The 23,799-nt window shown below is 71.3% G+C and carries 20 protein-coding genes; 14 read left to right on the top strand and 6 right to left on the bottom strand.

Features of this window, described 5'->3' with window-relative positions:
* Positions 1–12 precede the first annotated feature (12 nt).
* The 6 genes from V4Y04_RS06230 (at position 13) to V4Y04_RS06205 (ending at position 7,967) form a co-directional block, all read left to right on the top strand.
* Positions 13–2,868, top strand: a complete 2,856-nt coding sequence (locus tag V4Y04_RS06230; protein ID WP_332426286.1) for a DEAD/DEAH box helicase — start codon at positions 13–15, stop codon at positions 2,866–2,868.
* A 449-nt stretch (positions 2,869–3,317) separates the two neighbouring features.
* Positions 3,318–4,952, top strand: coding sequence for a sensor histidine kinase (locus V4Y04_RS06225; RefSeq protein WP_332426285.1), 1,635 nt, complete (start codon positions 3,318–3,320; stop codon positions 4,950–4,952).
* Entirely contained in the window at positions 4,949–5,356 is a 408-nt protein-coding gene (locus tag V4Y04_RS06220) for a roadblock/LC7 domain-containing protein (protein WP_042168469.1), read from the top strand. The genes V4Y04_RS06225 and V4Y04_RS06220 overlap by 4 nt, the downstream gene beginning before the upstream one ends.
* Positions 5,353–5,760 (top strand): DUF742 domain-containing protein, encoded by a 408-nt coding sequence (locus tag V4Y04_RS06215; protein ID WP_332426284.1) that lies wholly within the window; start codon positions 5,353–5,355, stop codon positions 5,758–5,760. Before V4Y04_RS06220 ends, V4Y04_RS06215 begins: the two co-directional genes overlap by 4 nt.
* On the top strand, positions 5,741–6,361 hold the full coding sequence (locus tag V4Y04_RS06210; RefSeq protein WP_332426283.1) for a GTP-binding protein: 621 nt from the start codon (positions 5,741–5,743) through the stop codon (positions 6,359–6,361). The genes V4Y04_RS06215 and V4Y04_RS06210 overlap by 20 nt, the downstream gene beginning before the upstream one ends.
* A gap of 55 nt (positions 6,362–6,416) precedes the next feature.
* Positions 6,417–7,967, top strand: a complete 1,551-nt coding sequence (locus tag V4Y04_RS06205; RefSeq protein ID WP_332426282.1) for a cytochrome P450 — start codon at positions 6,417–6,419, stop codon at positions 7,965–7,967.
* Here the strand turns inward: V4Y04_RS06205 and V4Y04_RS06200 are convergent.
* The 4 genes from V4Y04_RS06200 to V4Y04_RS06185 all read right to left on the bottom strand — a co-directional run bounded on the left by V4Y04_RS06200 (position 7,961) and on the right by V4Y04_RS06185 (position 11,394).
* The gene (locus V4Y04_RS06200) at positions 7,961–9,019 is read right to left on the bottom strand and encodes an RluA family pseudouridine synthase (protein ID WP_332426281.1); all 1,059 of its coding nucleotides are present in this window, start codon (positions 9,017–9,019) and stop codon (positions 7,961–7,963) included. The two genes, V4Y04_RS06205 and V4Y04_RS06200, sit on opposite strands and share 7 nt — an antisense overlap.
* 11 nt (positions 9,020–9,030) lie before the next feature.
* Positions 9,031–9,318, bottom strand: a complete 288-nt coding sequence (locus V4Y04_RS06195) for a hypothetical protein (RefSeq protein WP_332426280.1) — start codon at positions 9,316–9,318, stop codon at positions 9,031–9,033.
* 209 nt (positions 9,319–9,527) lie between these two features.
* Positions 9,528–10,382, bottom strand: a complete 855-nt coding sequence (locus V4Y04_RS06190; protein ID WP_332426279.1) for a siderophore-interacting protein — start codon at positions 10,380–10,382, stop codon at positions 9,528–9,530.
* An 82-nt stretch (positions 10,383–10,464) separates the two neighbouring features.
* Complete coding sequence (locus V4Y04_RS06185) at positions 10,465–11,394, bottom strand: 5'-3' exonuclease (protein WP_332432725.1); 930 nt, start codon at positions 11,392–11,394, stop codon at positions 10,465–10,467.
* Between the two features lie 234 nt (positions 11,395–11,628).
* Here V4Y04_RS06185 and V4Y04_RS06180 point away from each other — a divergent pair, with 234 nt between their 5' ends.
* From V4Y04_RS06180 to V4Y04_RS06160, 5 genes are all read left to right on the top strand, one after another.
* Positions 11,629–12,717, top strand: a complete 1,089-nt coding sequence (locus tag V4Y04_RS06180) for a quaternary amine ABC transporter ATP-binding protein (protein ID WP_332426278.1) — start codon at positions 11,629–11,631, stop codon at positions 12,715–12,717.
* Positions 12,710–15,334 carry an ABC transporter permease/substrate binding protein gene (locus V4Y04_RS06175; protein ID WP_332426277.1) on the top strand — a complete coding sequence of 875 codons (2,625 nt, stop codon included), beginning with the start codon at positions 12,710–12,712 and terminating at the stop codon, positions 15,332–15,334. The genes V4Y04_RS06180 and V4Y04_RS06175 overlap by 8 nt, the downstream gene beginning before the upstream one ends.
* Positions 15,335–15,872: 538 nt before the next feature.
* Positions 15,873–16,442, top strand: a complete 570-nt coding sequence (locus V4Y04_RS06170; RefSeq protein ID WP_332426276.1) for a helix-turn-helix domain-containing protein — start codon at positions 15,873–15,875, stop codon at positions 16,440–16,442.
* A gap of 5 nt (positions 16,443–16,447) precedes the next feature.
* Positions 16,448–17,185: a helical backbone metal receptor gene (locus V4Y04_RS06165; protein ID WP_332432724.1), complete on the top strand. Its 738-nt coding sequence runs from the start codon at positions 16,448–16,450 to the stop codon at positions 17,183–17,185.
* 9 nt (positions 17,186–17,194) lie between these two features.
* A complete protein-coding gene (locus V4Y04_RS06160) occupies positions 17,195–18,130 on the top strand; it encodes a LysR family transcriptional regulator (protein WP_332426275.1) in 936 nt (311 codons plus the stop codon).
* Positions 18,131–18,198: 68 nt separating this feature from the next.
* On the opposite strand, the gene V4Y04_RS06155 is transcribed toward V4Y04_RS06160, so the two are convergent.
* The gene (locus tag V4Y04_RS06155) at positions 18,199–18,888 is read right to left on the bottom strand and encodes a gamma-glutamyl-gamma-aminobutyrate hydrolase family protein (protein ID WP_332426274.1); all 690 of its coding nucleotides are present in this window, start codon (positions 18,886–18,888) and stop codon (positions 18,199–18,201) included.
* A gap of 302 nt (positions 18,889–19,190) precedes the next feature.
* Positions 19,191–19,970, bottom strand: a complete 780-nt coding sequence (locus V4Y04_RS06150) for a FadR/GntR family transcriptional regulator (protein ID WP_332426273.1) — start codon at positions 19,968–19,970, stop codon at positions 19,191–19,193.
* 164 nt (positions 19,971–20,134) lie between these two features.
* Here V4Y04_RS06150 and V4Y04_RS06145 point away from each other — a divergent pair, with 164 nt between their 5' ends.
* The 3 genes from V4Y04_RS06145 to V4Y04_RS06135 are packed head-to-tail and all read left to right on the top strand — an operon-like array spanning position 20,135 to position 23,746.
* Positions 20,135–21,505, top strand: coding sequence for a glutamine synthetase family protein (locus V4Y04_RS06145; protein WP_332426272.1), 1,371 nt, complete (start codon positions 20,135–20,137; stop codon positions 21,503–21,505).
* A 25-nt stretch (positions 21,506–21,530) separates the two neighbouring features.
* On the top strand, positions 21,531–22,958 hold the full coding sequence (locus tag V4Y04_RS06140; RefSeq protein ID WP_332426271.1) for an aldehyde dehydrogenase family protein: 1,428 nt from the start codon (positions 21,531–21,533) through the stop codon (positions 22,956–22,958).
* A complete protein-coding gene (locus tag V4Y04_RS06135; RefSeq protein WP_332426270.1) occupies positions 22,955–23,746 on the top strand; it encodes a 3-oxoacyl-ACP reductase in 792 nt (263 codons plus the stop codon). The genes V4Y04_RS06140 and V4Y04_RS06135 overlap by 4 nt, the downstream gene beginning before the upstream one ends.
* The last annotated feature ends 53 nt before the right edge of the window (positions 23,747–23,799 follow it).

The following is a 23,799-nucleotide window of genomic DNA, read 5'->3' as shown; positions in this document are numbered from 1 at the left end:
TGGATCCGGATAATGATCGTCCTGTTGTCGGTGCGGCCCGGTACGCTCGAAAGCACGATGACAGAGGATCTTTCACCGGCCGAGCGGTACGCGGCAGCACGCAGGCGCGCTGTCGAGCAGGCCACCGCACTCGCCTCCTTCCGCGAGATGTACGACTTCGGCCTCGACCCCTTCCAGATCGAGTCCTGCCAGGCGCTCGAAGCGGGGAAGGGTGTGCTGGTGGCCGCGCCCACCGGCTCGGGCAAGACGATCGTCGGCGAGTTCGCCGTCCACCTGGCCCTGCAGCAGGGCAAGAAGTGCTTCTACACGACACCCATCAAGGCGCTGTCGAACCAGAAGTACGCCGACCTGTGCCGCCGTTACGGCGCCGACAAGGTCGGTCTGCTCACCGGTGACAACAGCGTCAACTCCGGTGCCCCCGTGGTCGTGATGACCACCGAGGTGCTGCGGAACATGCTGTACGCGGGTTCGCAGACACTCCTCGGCCTCGGCTACGTGGTCATGGACGAGGTGCACTACCTCTCCGACCGCTTCCGGGGTGCCGTCTGGGAGGAAGTGATCATCCACCTCCCCGAGTCGGTGACCCTGGTGTCCCTCTCGGCGACGGTGTCGAACGCGGAGGAGTTCGGCGACTGGCTGGACACCGTCCGCGGCCACACCGAGGTCATCGTCTCCGAGCACCGGCCCGTGCCGCTGTTCCAGCACGTCCTCGCCGGGCGCCGGATCCACGATCTGTTCGAGGAGGGCGAGGGCCGGAAGAAGGCCGTCAACCCCGACCTCACGCGGATGGCGCGGATGGAGGCGACCCGCCCCTCGTGGGGAGAGAAGCGCCGCGGCCGGAACATGCGCGAGGCGGACCGGGAGCGGGAGCGCAGACAGCGCGCGCGGGTCTGGACACCGGGCCGGCCCGAGGTGATCGAGCGGCTCGACGCCCAGGGCCTGCTGCCCGCCATCACCTTCATCTTCAGCCGCGCCGCCTGCGAGGCCGCCGTCCAGCAGTGCCTGTACGCGGGGCTGCGGCTCAACGACGACCAGGCGAGGGAGCGGGTCCGCTCCCTCGTCGAGGAGCGCACCGCCTCCATCCCCACCGAGGACCTGCACGTCCTCGGCTACTACGAGTGGCTGGAGGGCCTGGAGCGCGGCATCGCGGCCCACCACGCGGGCATGCTGCCGTCGTTCAAGGAGGTCGTCGAGGAGCTGTTCGTCCGCGGCCTGGTCAAGGCGGTCTTCGCGACCGAGACCCTCGCCCTGGGCATCAACATGCCCGCCCGCTCGGTGGTGCTGGAGAAGCTCGTCAAGTGGAACGGCGAGCAGCACGCCGACATCACTCCCGGCGAGTACACCCAGCTGACCGGCCGGGCAGGCCGGCGCGGCATCGATGTCGAGGGTCACGCGGTCGTGCTGTGGCAGCGCGGCATGGACCCCGAGCACCTCGCGGGGCTGGCCGGCACCCGCACCTATCCGCTGCGCTCCAGTTTCAGGCCGTCGTACAACATGGCGGTCAACCTGGTCGAGCAGTTCGGCCGGCACCGCTCGCGCGAGCTGCTGGAGACGTCGTTCGCCCAGTTCCAGGCGGACCGTTCGGTGGTCGGCATCTCGCGGCAGGTGCAGCGCAACGAGGAAGGCCTCGAGGGTTACCAGGCCTCCATGACCTGCCACCTCGGCGACTTCGAGGAGTACGCGCGGCTGCGCCGCGACCTGAAGGACCGGGAGACGGAGCTGGCCCGTCAGGGCGCGGCGCATCGGCGCGCGGAGGCGGCCGTCGCCCTGGAGAAGCTCAAGCCCGGCGACATCATCCACGTACCCGCCGGCAAGTACGCCGGGCTGGCGCTGGTCCTCGATCCGGGACTGCCCGCGGGCCGTGCGGGCGGGCACCGCGGCGTCGAGTACCACGACGGGCCGCGCCCTCTGGTGCTGACCGCGGAGCGGCAGGTCAAGCGGCTGGCGTCGATCGACTTCCCGGCGCCCGTCGAGGCGCTGGAGCGGATGCGGATCCCGAAGTCGTTCAACGCGCGCTCGCCGCAGTCCCGCCGCGACCTGGCTTCCGCACTGCGTACCAAGGCGGGGCACATCGAGCCGGATCGGCATCACAAGCGGCGCTCCCAGGCGGCCGACGACCGGGAGATCGACCGGCTGCGCAAGGCGATCCGTGCCCATCCGTGCCACGGCTGCGACGACCGTGAGGACCACGCCCGCTGGGCCGAGCGCTACCACCGGCTGCGGCGGGACACCAAGCAGCTGGAGCGGCGCATCGAGGGCCGGACGAACACCATCGCCCGCACCTTCGACCGTATCGTCGCCCTGCTGACCGAGCTGGACTACCTGCGCGGCGACGAGGTCACCGAACACGGCAAGCGGCTCGCCCGGCTGTACGGCGAACTCGACCTGCTGGCCAGTGAATGCCTGCGCGAGGGCGTCTGGGAGCAGCTGGGCCCGGCCGAACTCGCCGCCTGTGTCTCGGCGCTGGTGTACGAGGCCCGGGTCAGCGACGACGCGGCGGTGCCCAAGGTGCCCTCCGGTGGGGCGAAGGCCGCGCTCGGTGAGATGGTCCGTATCTGGGGGCGGCTGGACGCCCTGGAGGAGGACTTCGGGATCACCCAGTCCGAGGGGGTGGGCCAGCGCGAACCCGACCTGGGCTTCGCCTGGGCGGCCTACATGTGGGCGTCCGGCAAGGGCCTCGACGAGGTGCTGCGCGAGGTGGAGATGCCGGCGGGGGACTTCGTGCGCTGGTGCAAGCAGGTCATCGACGTGCTCGGCCAGATCGCGGCCGCGGCACCGGCGGTGGAGGGCTCCACGGTCGCGAAGAACGCCCGCAAGGCGGTGGACGGACTGCTGCGCGGAGTGGTGGCCTACTCCTCCGTGGGCTGACCGCCCGGTACCCCGCCCCGACCCATCCCGCCGGCGGGTTCGCCCCGTCCGACAGGTCCGCCCCGTTCGGGTCGCGGTGAAGCCCGGCGCGCTCCGTGCGCGCCGGGATTCGGTGTCCCTGGAGCTGGATGGTTCCGCGGTCGTCGGCGGTGTTCCTCACTCTGCACGGTGAGTGATTTTCGTGCACCCGTACGCCATTACGTTACGTGTTCGAATGGTTTCTCGGCGTATAAATGTGATCGAGCATACTCCTGCCCCAAGAGTCATTTCCGGCACTTGCCGAATATGACACGGCGTTGATCCTGTCGGACTAAGCTCGCCCGCAGCGCACCGAGTTGGGATGAATTCGTGTATCTGTTCCCTGTTGCGCGGATGATTCACATGATCTCCCGGTACGTCCCCACCCGTGTGTCCCCCGACCGTCAGTCGATTCGTTTTCAGAGGCCTACATGGTGAGTGTCCAGTCCCCGCCCGGTCGCCGTGAACTTCCTTACGCGCGCGTGCTGTTGATGCCGGCCATAATGATGGCCGCGGCAACCGGAGCCGCCGTTGCCCTGGTGACGGAGCCCGCCCGGATCGCCGTCGGCGCCTGTGGTGTCGTCGCCACCCTGCTGGTGATCGCCGCCGCGGCCGAGGCGGTGCGCCGCGGCCGTGTCCTGCGGGACGAGCGAGCCGAACACGACCGTCACCGCGCGTATCTGGAAGCGCGGATCGCCGCCCACGACACGGAGACGCTGCACTTCGCGGACGCCGTGGTCCCCGAGGCCCTGGACTTCCTGCACCGCGGAAACACTCCCAGGGAAGTGCTCCTCCACCTCAAGGAGGTCAACCCGGCCTGGCGCGATCTGCCCGAGTACCAGATCAAGCTGCTCAAGACGATGCTGAAGATCATCGACGACGAGGAAGCCCTGCGCGACTCCTCCCAGCGCTCCTTCGTCAGCATCGCCCGACGCGTCCAGGCGATCGTCCACCAGCAGGCCAAGGAACTGCGGGAGATGGAGGAGGACCACGGCCGCAACCCCGAGGTCTTCGACGACCTGCTGCGCATCGACCACGGCACCGCGCTGATCGGCCGCCTCGCCGACTCCATCTCCGTACTCGGCGGCGGCCGGCCCGGACGCCAGTGGCCCGAGCCCGTCGCCCTCTACAGCGTGCTGCGCGGCGCGATGTCCCGCATCCTCGAATACCGGCGCATCGACCTGAAGTCCATCGCCAAGGTCAACATCAAGGGCATCTCCGTCGAGCCGGTCATCCACGCCGTCGCCGAACTGCTCGACAACGCCACGCGCTACTCGCCGCCCCACACCAAGGTCCACGTCACCGCCATCGAGGTGCAGACCGGTGTCGCCATCGAGATCGAGGACGCCGGAGTCAGCCTCGACGAGAAGGCGCGGGCCCGGATCGAGGACAAGCTGGAGAAGGCCAAGGCGGGCGTCGACCTCCAGGACCTCGGCACGAGCCCCCGGCTGGGCCTCGCCGTCATCGGCCGGCTCTGCTCCGGGTACAAGATGCAGGTCTCGCTGCGGGCCTCCGCCTACGGCGGCGTCCGCGCGGTCCTCATCGTGCCGAGCGACATGATGACCACCGAACCCGGCGTCGGTCTCGCCCACGGCATCGGCGCGACCGCGGTGCCGATGCAGGTCGACGCGCTCCCGGGTCCCAAGCGCGTCCCCAAGAAGCGCCGCCCCACCAGCCCGAGCATCCCCGCCACCGTCTCCATGGAGGACGACGTCCCCGAGGTCACCGAATGGACCTCCACCGGGCTGCCGCAGCGCCGCAGCCGGGTGAAGACGTCGCTGACCCAGCGGTACGCCGAGCAGGCCGCCGAAGAACGGGCCGAGCGGGAGGCCGCCGAGCGGGGCGAGACCATCCGGTCCCCCTGGCCGGCACCCGAGCCCGAACCGGCCGAGCCGAAGGACGAGCGCGAACCCGGGCTGTGGGTCGACGCGTTCTGGGACGGACTGAAGAAGGACCTCGAACCCGGCGTCCATCCCACCGACTTCACCCGGAACCCGACCGCGTACCTGCATCTGATCAACGAACCGGCCCGCACCGAGGCCGACGACGAGGGGGACCTCAAGTGATCCAGCAACGCGCCAACTTCGACTGGATGCTCAAGGAGCTCGCCGACGGCGTACCCGGCGTCGAGATGATCGTGGTGCTCTCGGCCGACGGACTGCGCATCGCCCGCTTCGGCGGCGAGCCGGACGCCGCCGACCGGGTCGCCGCGGCCTGCGCCGGCGTGCAGAGCCTCGCCGGTGCCGTCGCCGGGGAACTCCCGCGCAGCGACGGCGAGATGAAGATGGTGATCATCGAGATCAACGGCGGCTACTTCTACCTGATGGCCGCCGGCGCCAACGCCTATCTCGCGGTGCTCTCCGACATGACCTGTGAACCCGGGCGGATGGGGGCCATGATGCGCGACCTCGTCGTCCGTATCGGCGCCCATCTCACCAGCCCGCCCCGCCGGAACGGGACGACCGTATGACTCCTCCACAACGCCAGAGGCGCTCCCCGCAGGAGGACCCTCCTCCGCAACCGGCCCAGGACAAGAAGGAGGACGAACGACCCAACCCGGAAAGGCTGTACGTCGTCGCCGGGGCGGACGGGAACCGCGCGGACCTCGACCTCGTGACACTGATCGTGGCGCGCGTCGAGGACCCCCCGCACTCCGCCACGCCCGAGCAGGCGGCACTGCTCCGGCTCTGTGCCGCCCCCCTGTCCGTGGCCGAACTCTCGGCCTACCTCAGCCTGCCGTTCGGCGTGGTGACCATGCTGCTCACCGAGATGCTGACGGCGGAACTGGTGCAGGCGCGCGCCCCGATCGTCCGGAAGGCGCTGCCCGACCGTTCCCTTCTCGAAGCGGTGATGCATGGACTTCAAAGGCTCTGAGACCATCCCGGGCCCACGGACCGAGGATCAGCTGCCGCACACGGCCGAGGCCGCGGCGAAGATCGTGATCGTGGGCGGCTTCGGGGTCGGCAAAACGACCATGGTCGGGTCGGTCAGCGAGATCAAGCCGCTGACCACCGAGGAGACCATGACCCAGGCCGGCGTCGGAGTCGACGACAACTTCGGGTCCGCGTCCAAGACCGCCACCACGGTGGCCATGGACTTCGGCCGCATCAAGATCACCGAGCAGCTGGTGCTCTACCTCTTCGGCACCCCGGGCCAGGAGCGCTTCTGGTTCCTGTGGAACGGCCTGTTCGAGGGGGCGCTCGGCGCGGTGGTGCTGGTCGACACGCGCCGCCTGGAAGTCAGCTTCGACGTCATGGGACGGCTGGAGGAACGCGGCGTGCCCTTCGTCGTCGCCGTCAACACCTTCCCCGACGCGCCCCGTTACCCGGTCGAGGATCTGCGGACCGCGCTCGACCTGTCGCAGGACGTCCCGATCATGGACTGCGATGTGCGACGCCGCGCCTCCAGCCGGGACGTACTGATCACGCTGATGCGGTTCCTGCACTCGCTCGCCATGACGGGCTCGCGCGCCTGACACCCCGACCCCTGCTCTCCCCCCTGCTCTCCCCCTGTTTTCCGGAGCGACCACTGTGACGCCTGAATCCCACTCCCCGACCGGAACGGACGACTCCCGTCCCGCCCCGCCCCCCGGCTGCCCCGCGTACGGCCAGGGCCCCGGAGGACTGCCCCGGCTGCACGAATCGGCGGACCTGAAGAAGCTGTACGAGGATCTCCGTGCCGAGCACGGCCCCGTGGCGCCCGCGCTGCTCCACGACGACGTGCCGGTGTGGGTGGTCCTCGGCCACGCCGAGAACCTGCACATGGTGCGCACCCCCGCGCAGTACACCAAGGACAGCCGTATCTGGTCCCCGCTCCGGGACGGCCTGGTCAAACCCGACCACCCGCTGATGCCGCACATCGCCTGGCAGCCGATGTGCGCCCACGCCGAGGGCGACGAACACAAGCGGCTGCGCGGCGTGATCGACTTCGCCGTGTCGACCATCGACTTCCGCAGTCTGCGCCGGCACATCAACCGCTGCACCCAGCGTCTCGTCAACCGGTTCTGCGAGGTGGGCGAGGCCGAGGTCGTCAGCCAGTACGCCGAGCACCTGCCGATGGCCGTGATGTGCCACATCCTCGGCATGCCCGACGAGTACAACGACCGGATGGTCGAGTCGGCCCGCGACATGATCAGGGGCACCGAGACCGCCATCGCCAGCAACGCGTACGTCATGGACGTGCTGGGCCGGCTCACCGCGCGCCGCAGGCTGGAACAGCAGGAGGACTTCGCCAGCCATCTCATCACCCACCCGGCCGGACTGACCGACGACGAGGTCAGGGAGCATCTGCGGGTGGTGCTCATCGCCGCCTACGAGTCGACCGCCAACCTCCTCGCCAACGTGCTGCGCACGGTGCTGGTCGACCCGCGCTTCCGGGCCCAGCTCAACGGCGGACAGATGACCGTGCCGGAGGCGGTGGAGCAACTGCTCTGGGACGAACCGCCGTTCAGTACCATCTTCGCCTACTTCGCCAAGCAGGAGACGGAACTGGGCGGCCAGCGCATCCGCCGGGGCGACGGACTGCTGTTCGCTCCGGCCCCGGCCAACGTCGACCCGCGGGTACGCCCGGACCCGACCGCCCACATGCAGGGCAACCGCTCCCACCTCGCCTTCAGCGGTGGCCCGCACGAATGCCCCGGTCAGGACATCGGACGTGCCATCGCCGAGATCGGTGTCGACGCGCTGCTGATGCGGCTGCCCGACCTCGAACTCGACGTCGACGACGAGGATCTGCGGCACACCGAGTCGATCGCCTCACGCCATCTCATCGAACTGCCCGTCCGGTTCACCCCGAGGGCGCCGCAGGACATCACCGAGCGGCCCAACCACGACCACCAGCCGGCGGCCCCGCGCCGCGACTGGCACATCGGCAGCACCGCACCGGGGGAGCCGGCTCCGTCGCCCGCCGCCCACCCCGATCCGTTCGAGCACCATGACGTCCCCGCCCCGCGGCCCGCGGCCACGGCGGGGACACCGGACGAGCAACCGGTCGCCGCGCCGCCGGCCGTCGCCGGCCCCGCGGAACCGGTTCGCGCGCCGGGCGCCTGGCAGCGCTTCCTGCTCTGGTGGCGCGGCTACTGACCGGAGGTCCGGGGCACCGAGGTCCGATGAGCAGCGGTCCGGTCCACGGTGGTTCGTGCCCCGGCGGCGCGGTCGCCCCCGGCGCAGTCCTCGGTGGCGTGGTGCTCTGCGGCCCAGTCCCCGTACGAGGCCCATGCCGCGAGCGTTCGGCCACTGCGCAGCCGGTGCCGCGCCCCCGTCACCGGGTCGGTGAACTCCAGTGCTCGCGCCAGAAGTTGCAGCGGACGCCGGAAGTCACCGGCCGGGACGGGGCCGGTCACCTCCGGATACAGGGGGTCACCGAGGATCGGCACGCCCAGGGCGCTCATGTGCACCCGCAGCTGATGGGTCTGCCCGGTGCCGGGGACCAGCCGGTACCGGGCGAGGCCGTCGGCCCGGTGTTCCAGGAGTTCGACCCGGCTGAGCGCGTTCGGCTCGCCCTCGACCTCGCGGGCGGCCGGCACCCCGCGCTCCTTGACGATCCGGCTGCGCAGGGTCCGGGGCAGGGCGAGGGCCGGATCGTGGGGGGCGACGGCCTCGTACTCCTTGTGAATCAGCCGGTCGCGGAACAGCGCCTGGTAGGCGCCACGTTCCTCGGGCCGCACGGTGAACAGCATCAGCCCGGCGGTGAGCCGGTCGAGGCGGTGTGCGGCGCCCAGCAGCGGGATGCCCAGCTCGTGGCGCAGCCGGGCCAGCGCGGTCTGGGCGACATGACTGCCGCGCGGTGTGGTGGCCAGGAAATGGGGTTTGTCGGCGACGACGATGTGCTCGTCCCGGTACACGATCTCCAGCGGGAAGGGCACCGGTACCTCGGCCGGCAGCTCCCGGTGGAACCATACGAACAGCCCCGGCACACAGGGGGCGTCGGCCGGCACGGGCCGCCCGTCCGCGCCCACGATCAGCCCCGCGTCGAACATGCCGTCGACGACACCGGAGCCGACCGGGAGCCGGGTCACCAGATGGTCCCGCACGGTGGCCCACTGCCCCGTGCCGGGCAGACGCACCCGTACCGGGTCCACGCCGTCGCGCTGTGGCAGCGGGGAGGGCGGCACGGTTCTGCGTCTGCGGGTCACGAGGGCCAAGGCTACGCGTCCGCCCCGCCCTGCTGCTCGTGCCGTACCGCCTGCCTGACCTCGGCCTCGACCACGTGGCGCGGTCTCCCCTCGGCCCGCGCGAAGTCGTTCACCGCCGTCTGGAGCTCACGGGCGAGGTCGCGCCAGGCCCGCCAGGCCGTCTCCCAGGTGGTGGTCTGCAGGCTGCTCCACTTGGTGTCCGTGGGAGGCCCGTACGTCTCCTGCAGATGACGCACGCGGACATGCGCCTCGTCCGCCGCGCGCTGCTTGGCCACGAGTTCTTCGAAGGTGTCTGTCACGCGCCCGGATCCTCGGGCAGCGGGCGGGGGCGAGGCACCGCGCCACGCCGCCCGCCGCGACGCGGGGTCCGGGGTTCACCCGACCGGCGCCGCCGGGTGTGCCGGCCGGGAACCCGGGATGCCGGTTCGGCCGGGGCAGCGGATCAGCGGTGCTTCGAAGAGGGGTCCGTGGTGACTCGGGTGCGGCCCAGCGGTGACTCGGTGGCGGCTCAGCCCGCCGCGGCCGACGGCTCCGCCTGCTCCTGCTCCGCCTCGACCCGCGTGTTCCACTCCTGCTTCGAGGCCTGCCAGCCGTCCTCGTTGTGACCGCGTCGCCAGTAGCCGGAAATCGAGAGGTCCTCGCGCGCGACCTGCCGCTCGACCCGCAGCAGACGGCGCAGCTCCTTCACGAAGTGCGCCTCGCCATGGACGAAGGCATGCACCCGGCCCTCGGGGAACTCCAGCCCCCGCACGGCCTCCACCAGCGCCTCGCCGACCGGACGGTCCCCCCGGTGCAGCCAGGTCACCGCCACCTCGGAGTCGATCTTCTGCTCCTCCTGGGGCCCCTCGACCTCCACGAAGGCGTGGACCCTGGCCCCGTCCGGCATGGCCTCCAGCGAGCGGGCGATCGCGGGCAGCGCGCTCTCGTCGCCCGCCAGCAGATGCCAGTCGGCAGCCGGGTCCGGGGTGTAGGCGCCGCCGGGGCCGATGAAGAACACGGTCTCGCCCGGCAGGACCCGCCGGGCCCAGGGACCCGCCAGCCCCTGGTCGCCGTGGATCACGAAGTCCAGGGTCAGCTCGTGCTGCTCGGCGTCCCAGTGGCGCACGGTGTAGGTCCGGGTCACCGGCCACTGGTCGCGCGGGAACTCCTCACGGATCCGCTGCATGTCGAACGGCTCCGGGTAGGTGACGCCCTCGGCGGGGAACAGCAGCTTCACGTAGTGGTCGGTGCAGGTGTCCGCCGTGAAGCCGGCCAGGCCCTCGCCGCCCAGCACCACCCGCTGCATGTGCGGGGTCAGCCGCTCGGTGCGGAGCACCTGCCCGAAGCGGGGCGGGCGCGGTTGGCGTCCCGGTCGCTGTGCCATGTGGGGCCTCCCTGTCACTTAGTTAGGTTTACCTAAGTTAACATCTTTGTCCGGCGATTACCCGTGCGCACGGCGGCGGCCCCTACCGCGCGAGGGTCGTCAGCAGCCGCTCCAGGGAGCCGCCGAGACCCCAGCGGGCCGTCAGTTCCCGTACGGCGTCCGGGTCGCGCGGGGTCCGTGGCAGTGTCGTGCCGACCTCCGGGAGCGGGACGTCGTCCGCGACCCGGACGACCTTCGGGGCGACCGCCAGATACGGGTGCGCCTCGGTGAGGCGCTTGCGCTGGGCCGGGGTGAGCCTGGCCTTCGGATCGTCGACCGCCGCCAGGATCCCGGCCAGGTCGCCGAACTCGGCCAGCAGCTTGGCGGCCGTCTTCTCGCCCACCCCCGGCACGCCCGGCAGGCCGTCGCTCGGGTCGCCGCGCAGCAGCGCCAGGTCCGCGTACCCCGCGCCGTCCACGCCGTACTTCTCGCGCAGCACGGCCTCGTCGGTGATCTGGAGCGTGCCGACACCCTTGAGCGGATACAGCACCCGCACCCCACGCGCGTCGTCCACCAGCTGGTACAGGTCGCGGTCGCCGGTGACGATGTCCACCGGACCGCGCGCCCGCGCGGTGAAGGTGCCGATCACGTCGTCCGCCTCGTACCCGTCGACACCCACGCGCGCGATGCCGATGGCGTCCAGGACGGCCTCGATCACCGGCACCTGGGGGGACAGTGTGTCGGGCACCACCTCCTCGTCGGGGCCCGACGGGCGCTCCTCGGCCACGCGGTGCGCCTTGTAGGAGGGGATCAGCTCCACCCGCCACGCCGGGCGCCAGTCGGCGTCCATGCACGCCACCAGATCGTCCGGGTGATGGTCCCTGACCAGGCGGTCGATGAAGTCGAGCAGCCCGCGCACGGCGTTCACCGGCGAGCCGTCCGGGGCCCTGACGGAATCCGGGACTCCGAAGTAAGCGCGGAAATAGAGGGAGGCGGTGTCTAGAAGCATCAGTCGTCCGGTCACGCTCCGCATCATGCCGCACGCCACCGACAGGGCTCCGCAGCCGCATGACCGCGAGGGCGGGAAGCGGCATTCGTCGCAGAGGACGGGCCGGCTGTGAGGCAGGACACGTATGCGTTTGCGACCGGCGAAACGGGGGAGGCGCGGCCCCGGAGTGGCGCCGGTTGCAGGTTCAACTGTCAGGAACGCCTGAACCGTCCCGACGGGTGCCGCTCCCTTCCATTGCCGCCGAGTCAAGAGGTACGCGTGTCAACGAGGCTTGAAGCCGAGCATCTGTACAAGGTGTTCGGCAGACGACCGGGCCAGGCGGTCGAGAGACTGCGCCAGAACAAGGCCGACCGGGAGGAGTTGCGCGCCCAGGGCACCACGGCAGCCGTCATCGACGCCTCGTTCACCGTGGAGCCCGGCGAGATCTTCGTCGTCATGGGCCTGTCCGGCTCGGGCAAGTCCACCCTGCTGCGCATGCTGAACGGCCTGTCGGAGCCGTCCGCCGGACAGGTGCGATTCGACGGCCAGGACCTCACCGCGCTGTCCGACCGCGAGCTGCGCGAGGTCCGTTCCAGGAAGATCAGCATGGTCTTCCAGCACTTCGCGCTCTTCCCGCACCGCAGCGTCCGTGAGAACGCCGCATACGGCCTGGAAGTGCAGGGCGTGCCCCGCGCCGAGCGCGAACGCCGCGCCGACGAGGCGCTCGCCCTGTGTGGCCTGGCCGGCTGGGAGAAGTCCTGGCCCGACGAACTGTCCGGTGGCATGCAGCAGCGGGTCGGCCTGGCCCGCGCGCTCGCGACCGACGCCGACCTGCTGCTGATGGACGAGTCCTTCAGCGCGCTCGACCCGCTGATCCGCCGCGACATGCAGGACCAGCTGGTGGAACTGCAGAAGAAGCTGAAGAAGACGATCGTCTTCATCACGCACGACCTCAACGAGGCCATGCGCCTGGGCGACCGCATCGCGATGATGCGCGACGGCCGCATCGTGCAGATCGGCACTGCGCAGGACATCCTCATCCGCCCCGCCAACGACTACGTCGCCTCCTTCACCCAGGACGTCGACCGCTCCCGGGTGCTGACCGCCGGAGCCGTGATGGAGCAGGAGGTGCGCGGCGACGAGGCCGACTGCGCCTGCGAGACCGCGACGGCACAGACGCCGTTCACCGACCTGTGCGCGATGAGTGCCCGCGCGGCACACCCCGTGGCGGTCCTCGACGGCGAGGGCACGGTCATCGGCGTGGTACCCCGGCAGCGGCTCGTCGGCTTCCTCGGCGACGAGGACGGTGCCCCCGGCACCTGCGACTCCCCGCGCGGCAAGGACGGGAAGGTGCTGGCCCGTGCCTAGGATTCCGCTCGGCGAATGGGTCAACAGCGCCGTCGACTGGCTGCTCGCCAACGTGACCTGGCTGTTCGACTTCTTCAGAACCGTCTTCACCGGCGCCTACGACGGCGTCAACGCCGTCCTCCAGGCGCCCGAGCCGCTGCTGCTCGCCGGTATCTTCGCGGTGATCGCCTTCTGGCTGCGCGGCACCGTCGCCGGTGTCCTCACCTTCGTGGGCTTCGCCTTCCTCGACTCGCTCGAGTTGTGGGGCGACTCGATGGTGACGCTGGCCCTGGTCATCGTCGCCACCGTCATCGCGCTCGTCATAGCCGTGCCCGTGGGCATCTGGGCGGCACGTTCGGACCGGGTCAGCGCCTTCGTGCGCCCGATCCTCGACTTCATGCAGACGCTGCCCGCGATGATCTACCTCATCCCGGCGATCCTCTTCTTCGGGACGGGCCCCGCCCCCGGCATCGTCGCCACCCTGATCTTCGCGCTCGCCCCCGGTGTGCGCATGACCGAGCTGGGCATCCGCCAGGTCGACAAGGACCTCGTGGAGGCGGCCGAGGCGTTCGGCACCACGCCCCGCAACACCCTGCTGCGCGTCCAGCTGCCCCTGGCGCTGCCCACCGTGATGGCGGGCGTCAACCAGGTGATCATGCTCGGCCTGTCCATGGCCGCGATCGCCGGCATGGTCGGCACCGGCGGCCTCGGCGGCGCCGTCATCGAGGCCATCGGCCAGCTCAACGTCGGTCTCGGCGCCGAGTCCGGCCTCGCCATCGTCATCCTGGCGATCTACCTCGACCGCATGACCAGCGCCCTGGGCACCCAGGTGTCCCCGCTCGGCCGCCGCGCCGCCGCCAAGGCCCGCGCCGCGCAGGGCCTGAAGATCTGGTCCTACCGGCCGCGCCCGCAGGTCGCCGTGATCGGTGTCGTCGTCCTGGCCCTGGTGGCCGGCGGCATGGGCATCTTCGGCGGCGACGGCAAGAGCGGCGGTACGGACACCGCCGCCGACGCCGAGAACATCGGCAACGGCAAGAAGATCTCCATCGGTTACATCCCCTGGGACGAGGGCGTCGCCTCCACCTTCCTGTGGAAGGAGGTCCTCGAGCAGCGGGGCTTCGAGGTCGAGGCCACCCAGTTCGACGCGGGCCCGCTCTACACCGCGCTCGCGCAGGGCAACATCGACTTCCAGACGGACGCGTGGCTGCCCACCACCCACGAGGCGTACTGGAAGAAGTACGGCGACAAGCTCGAGGACCTCGGCACCTGGTACGAGGAGACGACGCTCGAACTCGCCGTGCCCGCCTACATGGAGGACTTCGACTCCCTCGAGGACCTCAAGGGCGAGGCCGGCACCTTCGGCGGGGAGATCACCGGCATCGAGTCCAGCGCCGGAATGATGGGCCTGCTCAAGGACAAGGTCCTCAAGGAGTACGGCCTGGACGAGGAGTACAAGGTCGTCGACAGCTCCACGCCGGCGATGCTGGCCGAGCTCAAGCGCGCCTACAGCAAGCAGGAACCGGTCGTCGTCACGCTCTGGTCGCCGCACTGGGCGTACAGCGACTACGACCTGAAGAAGCTGAAGGACCCCAAGGGCACCTGGGGCGAGGGCGACGGCGTGCACACCCTGGCACGCAAGGGCTTCACCGCCGAGAACCCCACCATCGGCCGGTGGATGAAGGACTTCTCGATGACCGAGAAGCAACTCACCGGCCTGGAGGCCGAGATCAACAAGGCCGGCAAGGGCAAGCAGCAGGAAGCCGTCCGTGCCTGGCTCGAGGACAACCCGGACGTCGTCGACAAGATGGCGCCGGTGAAGTCCGGTGCCGCCGCCGCACCGGCCGAGGCGAAGCGCCCGCTGACCGTCGCGTGGTTCCCCTGGGAGGAGGACATCGCGATCACCTACCTGTGGAAGAACGTCCTCGAGCGGCGCGGCTACAGGATGGACCTGAAGCAGATGGAGGTCGGCCCGGTCTACACCGGCCTCTCCACCGGGGACATCGACCTCAACTTCGACGCCTGGCTGCCCCATGCCCAGAAGAACTTCTGGGACCAGAGCAAGGACGAGCTGGTCGACCTCGGCACCTGGTACGAGCCGACCTCCCTGGACGTCGCCGTCCCGTCGTACGTCGAGGGCGTCGAGTCCTTCGAGGACCTCAAGGGCAAGGCCGACCTGTTCGACGGGCGGATCATCGGCATCGAAGCGGGCACCGGCCAGATGGACCTGCTCAAGAACAAGGTTCTGCCGGGCTACGGCCTGGACAAGGAGTACAAGGTCGTCGACGGCTCCACGCCGGCGATGCTCGCCGAGCTCAAGCGCGCCTACTCCAAGAAGGAGCCCGTCGCGGTCACCCTCTGGTCGCCGCACTGGTCGTACAGCGAGTACGAGCTGACCAAGCTGAAGGACGACAAGAAGCTCTTCGGCGAGGGCAACACCATCCGTACCATCGCGAACAAGGCGTTCCCCGAGCAGTACCCCGAACTCACGAAGTGGATCAAGGGATTCACGATGAGCGAGGACGAACTCGGCACGCTCGAGAAGGAGATCAAGGACCGGGGCCAGGGCAAGGAGGAGGCGGCCGTCGCCACCTGGCTCGAAGAGCACCCCGACGTGGTGGGGCGTATGACCCCGCAGTGACGGTGAGGTCACCACGGTGATCACCGGTCGCCGTGGTGACCTCGCACCGCTCGCCCCGAGGGGCGGGCCCGGCCCCGCACCTGACAGCGGGACCGGGCCCGCCCCTCGGAGCATGTGCGGGGCAAGCCGAAGCCGAACGGGGCCACGGCCGCAACGGGCCCGCAGCGGCAACGGGAAAACGACCGGGACGGGCATACGGCCGGGACCGGAACACGGCCCGACGGGAACACGATAAGAATCCAGCCAATCACACAGCGCTACGCCCTCCCCGGACCTCCGGGCCCTCGTCGTGACCTCCCGTCCCACTTCGGGTGACAATGGCGGAAACACCCCGTGCCCTGCGCACATCGAACCGGACGGCTCACGCATCGGCTGGCGTGAACTGTGGGGTCGTGCACGATCGCACAGGACGACGACGTGACAGGCGCCTGAAACGGTTTGCCGAACATGCGTAGGGTGCAGACAGCTCAACAGGAGAAGCGTGCCGGGACAACGGGGCACAGGCACGGAGCGACGGGCGAAGGAGGGAGCCGGGGCGATGGGCGATCACAAAGAACAGCCGCTGCGCGTGGGCGCGGCCGTGCGGCGGCGGCGTCGTGCGCTGGATCTCACGCTTGCCGTCGTGGCCCAGCGCAGCGGCCTGTCGGTCCCGTTCCTGAGCCAGATCGAGAACGAGCGCGCGCGCCCCAGCCGGAGTTCCCTGGAGAAGGTCGCCGACGCCCTGCGCACCACCGCCGTGGAACTCCTCGCCGCCGCCGACCCGGCGTGCAGTGTCGACGTCGTCCGCGCGGAGGGCGCCGAGCAGGTGCCGGCCCCCCGCGTCCGGTCCCTGGTGCGGGGCCATCACCAGATGCACGCCTCCGAGTTCACCGGCGACCACGACGCCGGGCGAGAATTCCAGTTCCGCAACGATCAGCTGATGTACGTGGCGGACGGCGCCGTGGAGATCGAGGCGGAGGGCCGTGCCTACCGCCTGGGCCGCGGCGACACCCTGTACCTCACCGGAGGCGTCCGGCACCGGTGGCGGGCCACGGTCGCGGAGACCCGGCTGGTGGTCGTCGCCGTCGCCGAGCACATCGAGGCCGTCCGGGACAAGCCGCGCCGGTGAGTTCCGTGCGGATCGTCTCCCTCGTCCCGTCGCTCACCGAGGCCGTGGCACTGTCCGCTCCCGGAGCCCTGGCCGGCGCCACGCACTGGTGCACGCATCCCGCCGGCCTGGACGTGGAGCGGATCGGCGGCACGAAGAACCCCAAGGTCCCCCTGATCACCGCCCTCGCCCCCGATCTGGTGATCGCCAACGAGGAGGAGAACCGCGCCCCCGACCTGGACGCCCTGCGCGCGGCGGGCCTCGAGGTACTGGTGACGGAGGTACGGACGCTGCGCCAGGCCTTCGACGAGCTGGCCAGGGTGCTCACGGCGTGCGGTGTGGCCGCCCGGCCCCGGTGGCTGGACGAGGCCGAGGCCGCCTGGGACGCCGTGCCGGCCCCCGCGGCCCGCCGGACCGCGGTCGTGCCGGTCTGGCGGCGGCCCTGGATGGTGCTGGGCCGCGACACCTTCGCCGGCGACCTGCTGTCCCGCCTCGGCGTCGACCACCTCTACGCGCACGACCCGGAACGCTATCCGCGCGTCCTCCTGGACGAGTTGCGCGCGGCGGCCCCGGACCTCGTCGTGCTGCCCGACGAGCCGTACCGCTTCACCGCCGACGACGGTCCGGACGCCTTCCCCGGACTGCCCTGCGCCCTGGTCGGTGGCCGGCACCTCACCTGGTACGGGCCGTCACTGTCCGAGGCGGCGGCGGTGCTGCCCCGGGAACTGCGAGCGGCGGGCCGCCGGCAGCACCGGGCGACATAAGCTGGCGTGATGAGCACGAGGGACGACCACGCGGAACATCGGCCGGTGACCGCGGGGACCCTCGCCCACCGGGTGCCGGACCTCGGAGGGCTGGAACTGCTGCTGGCGGTGGCGCGTGTCGGGAGTCTGGGCGGCGCGGCGCGCGAGCTGGGCATCACCCAGCCCGCGGCCAGCAGCCGGGTCCGGTCCATGGAGCGGCAGCTCGGCGTGGCGCTGGTGGACCGCTCACCGCGCGGATCGCGCCTGACAGATGCCGGAGCCCTGGTCACCGACTGGGCGCGGCGGATCGTGGAGGCCGCGGAGGCCTTCGACGTCGGCGCGCAGGCACTGCGGGACCGCCGGGACTCACGGCTGCGGGTGGCGGCGAGCATGACGATCGCCGAGTATCTGCTGCCGGGCTGGCTGCTCGCGCTGCGCGCGCAGCGGCCGGACACGGCGGTGTCCCTGCTGGCCGGGAACTCCGCGACGGTCGCGCAGCGGCTGCTGGCGGACGAGGCGGACATGGGTTTCGTCGAAGGGCTGACCGTGCCCACGGGCCTGGACTCCGTGGTGATCGCCCACGACCGGCTGGTCGTGGTGACGGCGCCGTCCCACGCCTGGGCCCGCCGCCGTCGGCCGCTCGCCGCCGAGGAACTGGCGGCCACTTCGCTGATCCTGCGCGAGAAGGGCTCCGGCACCCGGCAGGTCCTGGACACCGCGCTGGGCGGCCTGGCCCGCCCGCTGATCGAACTGTCCTCCACGACCGCGGTGAAGGCCGCGGCGGTCAGCGGCGCGGGCCCGGCCGTCCTCAGTGAACTGGCCGTCAGGGAGGAGCTGGCGATGCGCCGCCTCATCCGCGTTCCCGTGGACGGCATCGCCCTGGCCCGCGAACTGCGCGCGGTCTGGCCGACCGGCCACCGGCCCACGGGCCCGGCCCGTGACCTGCTGACCCTGACCCGCGGCTGAGCACCTCGCGCGCCGGGCACGCGGGTGGCCGGCGGCGGGCGGCCGGGTGCCGTCGCCGCCCACGTGGGTCACGGTGGGGTGGCTGCCTGGATCAGGTGGCGTACGACCCGCAGGTCCTCGCCCAGCTCCGGATGCCACTGCACGCCCAGCACCCATGCGGGGGACGGGAGTTCGACCGCTTCCACGGTCCCGTCCGCCGCGTACGCCGACGGGACCAGGCCCTCGCCGAGGTCGTCCACCGCCTGGTGGTGGAAGGTCGGTACGGAGGTCTCCTCCGGAACGGCGTCGGAGTACCGGGTGCCCGGCACAGGCATCACCGGGTGCAGTCCGACGACCCCCGGCTCCCCCCGATGGCCGTCGAGGTGCTGGACGAGGGTGCCGCCCAGGGCGACGTTCAGCAGTTGCATGCCCCGGCAGATCCCGAGCAGCGGAATCCGGCGGTCCAGCGCCGCCCGGATCAGGGCGAGCTCCCAGGCGTCCCGAGCGCGGTCGGGCGGCCCGGTGCGCGGGTCGGGCCCGGCGCCGTAGCGGACCGGATCCACGTCCGGGCCGCCCGCGACGACCAGCCCGTCGAGCCTGGCCACCGTCGCCGCGGCGTGCTCGGGTGCGTCCGGTGGGAGCATCGCCGCCAGCCCGCCGGCCCGCTGCACCAGCCGCGGATACCCGAGGGGCAGCAGCGCGGCGTCCATCTGCCACGCGCCCCACCGCACCCCGGACTCCTCGTACGTGCTGATGCCGATCAGCGGCCTGGCCGTCATGCCGTGCTCCTCCGTCTCCGGCAGCGGTCGAGCCCCGCCCGTCCGGTTTCCTGCCGCGTTCTCCGGTTCAGTCCCGGGACAACTCCGCCTCGGCCGCCGCCGGCGCCGCGAACTCCTCCTCCGGCGCCTTCGCGATCGTGGGCAATGGAGCAGATCCAGGCCTTTGCCGTCTCACACTTTCATGGCCCGGACGGCGGGAGTACAAGATCCCCGCGCCGAGCCGCGTACCCGCCCGGTGCAGCGCCATGAACCGGGCCGGACCGGCACCGGACCGCGGGTATCGCTGCCCCGCCATCCGCATGTCACGCCAGGAAGCCGCGCAGCAGTGCCGCCGTCCCCGCGCAGTGCTCGCGTGCGATCTCCCGCGCTCCGTCGGCGTCCCCCTCCAGTACCGCCTCGACCAGGTCGGTGTGCTGCCGCTGCGAGTGCTCCAGGTTGCGCACCAGCAGCGGAATGCAGTCCAGCAGGTCGTTCACCGCCGCCCGGACGGCCGCGTACTGCGCGGTCAGCGTCGGTGAACCGGACAGCTCCGCCAGCGTGAGATGGAACAGGGTGTCCAGGCGGCGGTACTCGGCCGGCGGGGCGTCACGCGTGCCCGCCAGCGCCTCCCGGAGCCGGGCCGCCCGCGTGTCCGGCAGGCCGTGCGCGGCGCACAGGCCCGCCGCGCCCACCTCCAGTACCTCCCGGAACCGCAGCACGTCCTCGATGTCGACCTCGGCGATCCGCCGCCGCAGCTCGGACCCGCCCGCGTCCGTCGGCCGGGTCAGTACGAAGGTGCCGCCGTACCGGCCGCGCCGGGACTGCACGAGGCCCTGGTCCTGGAGCACCTTCAGCACCTCGCGCAGCGTCACCCGGCTGATCCCCAGCCGCTCCGCCAGCACCCGCTCGGCCGGCAGCCGTTCCCCGCCCGGGACCAGGCCCAGCCGCACCACCTGAAGGATCTGCTCGAGTGCCTCCTCGAAGCCGTTGCCCGCGCGCACCGGCCGCAGCACCGGTGCGAGACCGTCCCCGACCGCGCCGACCGAGCCCTCCGCCCTCCCCGCCCTACCTGTCCTCCCCGCCCTCCCCGACTTCTCCGGCATACGGCCGCGTCCCCTTCCCAAGCAATGGTCGTCCGCAATACCTTATGGCTCCCGGCCGGCCGGACCGAAGCCCGCAGAAGCCGCACGCGGTCACCGGCGGCCGCATGCGGCCAGAAGTGCCAGAAGTGCCAGAAGTGCCAGAAGCAGCCCGAGGAGGCCCTTCCGTGGCAGACCCCACAGCCCCGCTCGGTGTCGAGGAGCTGCACGCCCTCGTCGCGGGCGGTGAGATCGACACGGTCGTCCTGGCTTTCCCCGACATGCAGGGGCGGCTCCAGGGCAAGCGGTTCGCCGCGCGCTTCTTCCTCGACGAGGTGCTCCGGCACGGCACCGAGGGCTGCAACTACCTGCTCGCCGTCGACGCCGACATGAACACCGTCGACGGCTACGCCATGTCCTCCTGGGAGAACGGCTACGGCGACTTCGCCATGTTCCCCGACCTCGACACACTCCGCCGCGTGCCGTGGAACGAGGGCACCGCCCTGGCCGTCGCGGACCTGGCCTGGGCCGACGGCTCCCCGGTCGTCGCCGCCCCCCGCCAGATACTGCGCCGCCAGCTCGAGCGCCTGGCCGGACTCGGGTACACCGCCCAGGTCGGTACCGAGCTGGAGTTCATCGTCTTCCGGGACACCTACGAACAGGCCTGGGACGCCGGCTACCGCGGGCTCACCCCGGCCAACCAGTACAACGTCGACTACTCGGTGCTCGGCACCGGCCGGATCGAACCCCTGCTGCGCCGCATCCGCAACGAGATGGCCGCCGCCGGCCTCACCGTCGAGTCCGCCAAGGGCGAGTGCAACCCCGGCCAGCACGAGATCGCCTTCCGCTACGACGAGGCCCTGATCACCTGCGACCAGCACACCGTCTACAAGACCGGTGCCAAGGAGATCGCCGCCCAGGAGGGCGTGTCGATCACCTTCATGGCCAAATACAACGAACGCGAGGGCAACTCCTGCCACATCCACCTCTCCCTCGCCGCCCCCGACGGCACCAGCGCCATGCCGGGTTCCCCCCAGGACCGGGACGCCATGTCGGACGTCATGCGGCACTTCCTCGCCGGACAGCTCGTCGCGCTCCGCGAGTTCTCCCTGCTCTACGCCCCGCACATCAACTCCTACAAGCGGTTCCAGCCGGGCTCCTTCGCGCCGACCGCCGTCGCCTGGGGGTACGACAACCGCACCTGCGCCCTGCGTGTCGTCGGCCACGGCCGCTCCCTGCGCTTCGAGAACCGGCTGCCCGGCGGTGACGTCAACCCGCATCTCGCCGTGGCGGGCATGGTCGCGGCCGGGCTGTACGGCGTCGAGCACGGGCTGGAACTGCCCGAGCCCTGCCACGGCAACGCCTACGCCGCCGGCTACGAGCACGTCCCGACCACCCTGCGGGAAGCCGCCGAGCTGTGGGAGAACAGCACCATGGCGAAGGCCGCCTTCGGCGACGAGGTCGTCGCGCACTACCGCAACATGGCGCGTGTCGAGGTGGACGCCTACGACGCCGCGGTCACCGACTGGGAGCTGCGCCGCTCCTTCGAACGCATGTGAGGCCCCGTTGCCGCTGCCCGACGCAATGCCCGGTGAAGTGTCCCTGCCCGACGAACTGCGCGTACTGAACCCCGCCACCGAAGAGGTCGTCGCCACCGTTCCCGCCGCCTCCGCGACCGACGTCGACGCCGCCGTCTCGGCGGCCGCGCGGGCGCAGACGACCTGGGCCGCCCTCGCCCCCGGCGACCGCGCCCGGCTGCTGCGCCGCTTCGCCACCGTCGTCGACGGGCACCTGGAGGAGCTGGCCCGCCTCGAGGTCCAGGAGGCCGGGCACACCCTCGGCAACGCCCGCTGGGAGGCCGGAAACGTCCGGGACCTGCTCGACTACGCCGCCGGAGGAGTGGAGCGGCTCACCGGCCGGCAGATCCCGGTCGCCGGCGGCCTGGACGTGACGTTCCTCGAACCGCTCGGCGTCGTCGGTGTCATCGCGCCCTGGAACTTCCCGATGCCGATCGCGGCCTGGGGCGCGGTACCGGCCCTCGCGGCGGGCAACGCGGTCCTCCTCAAGCCCGCGGAGACGACCCCGCTCACCGCGCTGCGCCTGGCCCGGCTCGCCCTGGAGGCGGGCCTTCCCGAGGACCTGTTCCAGGTGCTCCCCGGACACGGCCCGGTCGCGGGCGACGCGCTAGTCGAACACCCGGGCGTCTCCAAGATCGTGTTCACCGGATCCACCGCCGTGGGCCGGCGGGTGGCGGCCAAGGGCGCGGCGCTCCTCAAGCCGGTCACCCTCGAACTCGGCGGCAAGAGCCCCAACATCGTCTTCGCCGACGCCGACCTGGAGGCCGCCGCGGCCGCCACCCCGATGTCCTTCCTGGACAACGCCGGCCAGGACTGCTGCGCCCGCACCCGCATCCTCGTCCAGCGCTCGGCGTACGACCGCTTCCTCGGACTCCTCGCCCCCGCGATCGAGTCCGTCCTGGTCGGTGACCCGGCCGACGAGCGGACCGACATGGGCCCGCTGATCTCCCGGACCCAGCTGGACCGCGTCCGCTCCTACGTCCCCGACGACGCCGACGGCATCCGGGGCAAGGCCCCCGAGGGCGGCCCCGGCTTCTGGTTCCCGCCCACCGTCCTCACCGGCGTCGACCCGTACGCGCGCGTGGCCGTCGAAGAGGTCTTCGGGCCCGTCGCCGTCGTCCTGCCCTTCGAGGACGAGGCCGACGCGATCCGCCTGGCCAACGCCACCGACCACGGCCTGTCCGGCTCGGTCTGGACCCGGGACGTCGGCCGCGCCCTGCGGGTCCCGGGCGCCGTCCGCGCCGGGAACCTGTCCGTCAACTCCCACTCCAGCGTCCGTTACTGGACCCCGTTCGGAGGGTTCAAGCAGTCCGGCCTCGGCCGCGAACTCGGCCCGGACGCCCTGGCCGCCTTCACCGAGACCAAGAACGTCTTCATCAGCAACATCCCCTCGAGCACGGCAAGCACCGAAGGTACGGAGGGCTCCGCACAGTGAGCGAAGCGACCGAGGACACCATCTGCCGCCGCCTGGCCGGCCGCAGCGCCGTCGTCACCGGAGCGGGCAGCGGCATCGGCCTGGCCACCGCCCGCCGGCTCGCCTCCGAGGGCGCCCGTGTCGTCTGCGGCGACGTGGACGCGACGCGCGGCAAGGCGGCCGCCGAGGAGACCGGCGGCATCTTCGTGCACGTCGACGTCACCGACCCCGAGCAGGTCGAGGCGCTGTTCGGGACGGCGTACGACACCTACGGCAGCGTCGACATCGCCTTCAACAACGCCGGCATCTCCCCGCCCGAGGACGACTCCATCCTGGAGACCGGACTCGACGCCTGGAAGCGCGTCCAGGAGGTCAACCTCACCTCCGTCTACCTGTGCTGCAAGGCCGCGATCCCCTACATGCGCCGTCAGGGCAAGGGCTCCATCATCAACACCGCGTCCTTCGTGGCCCGGATGGGCGCGGCCACCAGCCAGATCTCCTACACCGCCTCCAAGGGCGGCGTCCTCGCCATGTCCCGCGAACTCGGGGTGCAGTTCGCCCGCGAGGGCATCCGCGTCAACGCGCTCTGCCCCGGTCCGGTGAACACCCCGCTGCTGCGGGAACTGTTCGCCGAGGACCCGGAGCGCGCCGCCCGCCGGCTCGTGCACATCCCGCTCGGCCGGTTCGCCGAGGCCGAGGAGATCGCCGCCGCCGTCGCCTTCCTGGCCAGCGACGACTCCTCCTTCGTCAACGCCACCGACTTCCTCGTGGACGGGGGCATCTCGGGGGCGTACGTCACACCGCTCTAGAGTCCCTACGGGTGGTCGCCCTAGGGGGTGTCTGACACATGAGCGTGGGAGCA

It is taken from the genome of Streptomyces sp. P9-A2 (genome assembly GCF_036634175.1).
GTDB lineage: Bacteria > Actinomycetota > Actinomycetes > Streptomycetales > Streptomycetaceae > Streptomyces > Streptomyces pratens.
The sequence above is the reverse complement of the archived record's forward strand: the minus strand, read 5'-3'. Positions and strand labels throughout refer to the sequence as shown.

Bases quoted from the DNA above. Each gene is read 5' to 3' on its own strand.
- V4Y04_RS06230 (WP_332426286.1), top strand. From the start codon at position 13: ATGATCGTCCTGTTGTCGGTGCGGCCCGGTACGCTCGAAAGCACGATG.
- V4Y04_RS06225 (WP_332426285.1), top strand. From the start codon at position 3,318: ATGGTGAGTGTCCAGTCCCCGCCCGGTCGCCGTGAACTTCCTTACGCG.
- V4Y04_RS06215 (WP_332426284.1), top strand. From the start codon at position 5,353: ATGACTCCTCCACAACGCCAGAGGCGCTCCCCGCAGGAGGACCCTCCT.
- V4Y04_RS06210 (WP_332426283.1), top strand. From the start codon at position 5,741: ATGGACTTCAAAGGCTCTGAGACCATCCCGGGCCCACGGACCGAGGAT.
- V4Y04_RS06190 (WP_332426279.1), bottom strand. From the start codon at position 10,382: ATGGCACAGCGACCGGGACGCCAACCGCGCCCGCCCCGCTTCGGGCAG.
- V4Y04_RS06185 (WP_332432725.1), bottom strand. From the start codon at position 11,394: ATGCGGAGCGTGACCGGACGACTGATGCTTCTAGACACCGCCTCCCTC.
- V4Y04_RS06170 (WP_332426276.1), top strand. From the start codon at position 15,873: ATGGGCGATCACAAAGAACAGCCGCTGCGCGTGGGCGCGGCCGTGCGG.
- V4Y04_RS06160 (WP_332426275.1), top strand. From the start codon at position 17,195: ATGAGCACGAGGGACGACCACGCGGAACATCGGCCGGTGACCGCGGGG.
- V4Y04_RS06155 (WP_332426274.1), bottom strand. From the start codon at position 18,888: ATGACGGCCAGGCCGCTGATCGGCATCAGCACGTACGAGGAGTCCGGG.
- V4Y04_RS06150 (WP_332426273.1), bottom strand. From the start codon at position 19,970: ATGCCGGAGAAGTCGGGGAGGGCGGGGAGGACAGGTAGGGCGGGGAGG.
- V4Y04_RS06140 (WP_332426271.1), top strand. From the start codon at position 21,531: ATGCCCGGTGAAGTGTCCCTGCCCGACGAACTGCGCGTACTGAACCCC.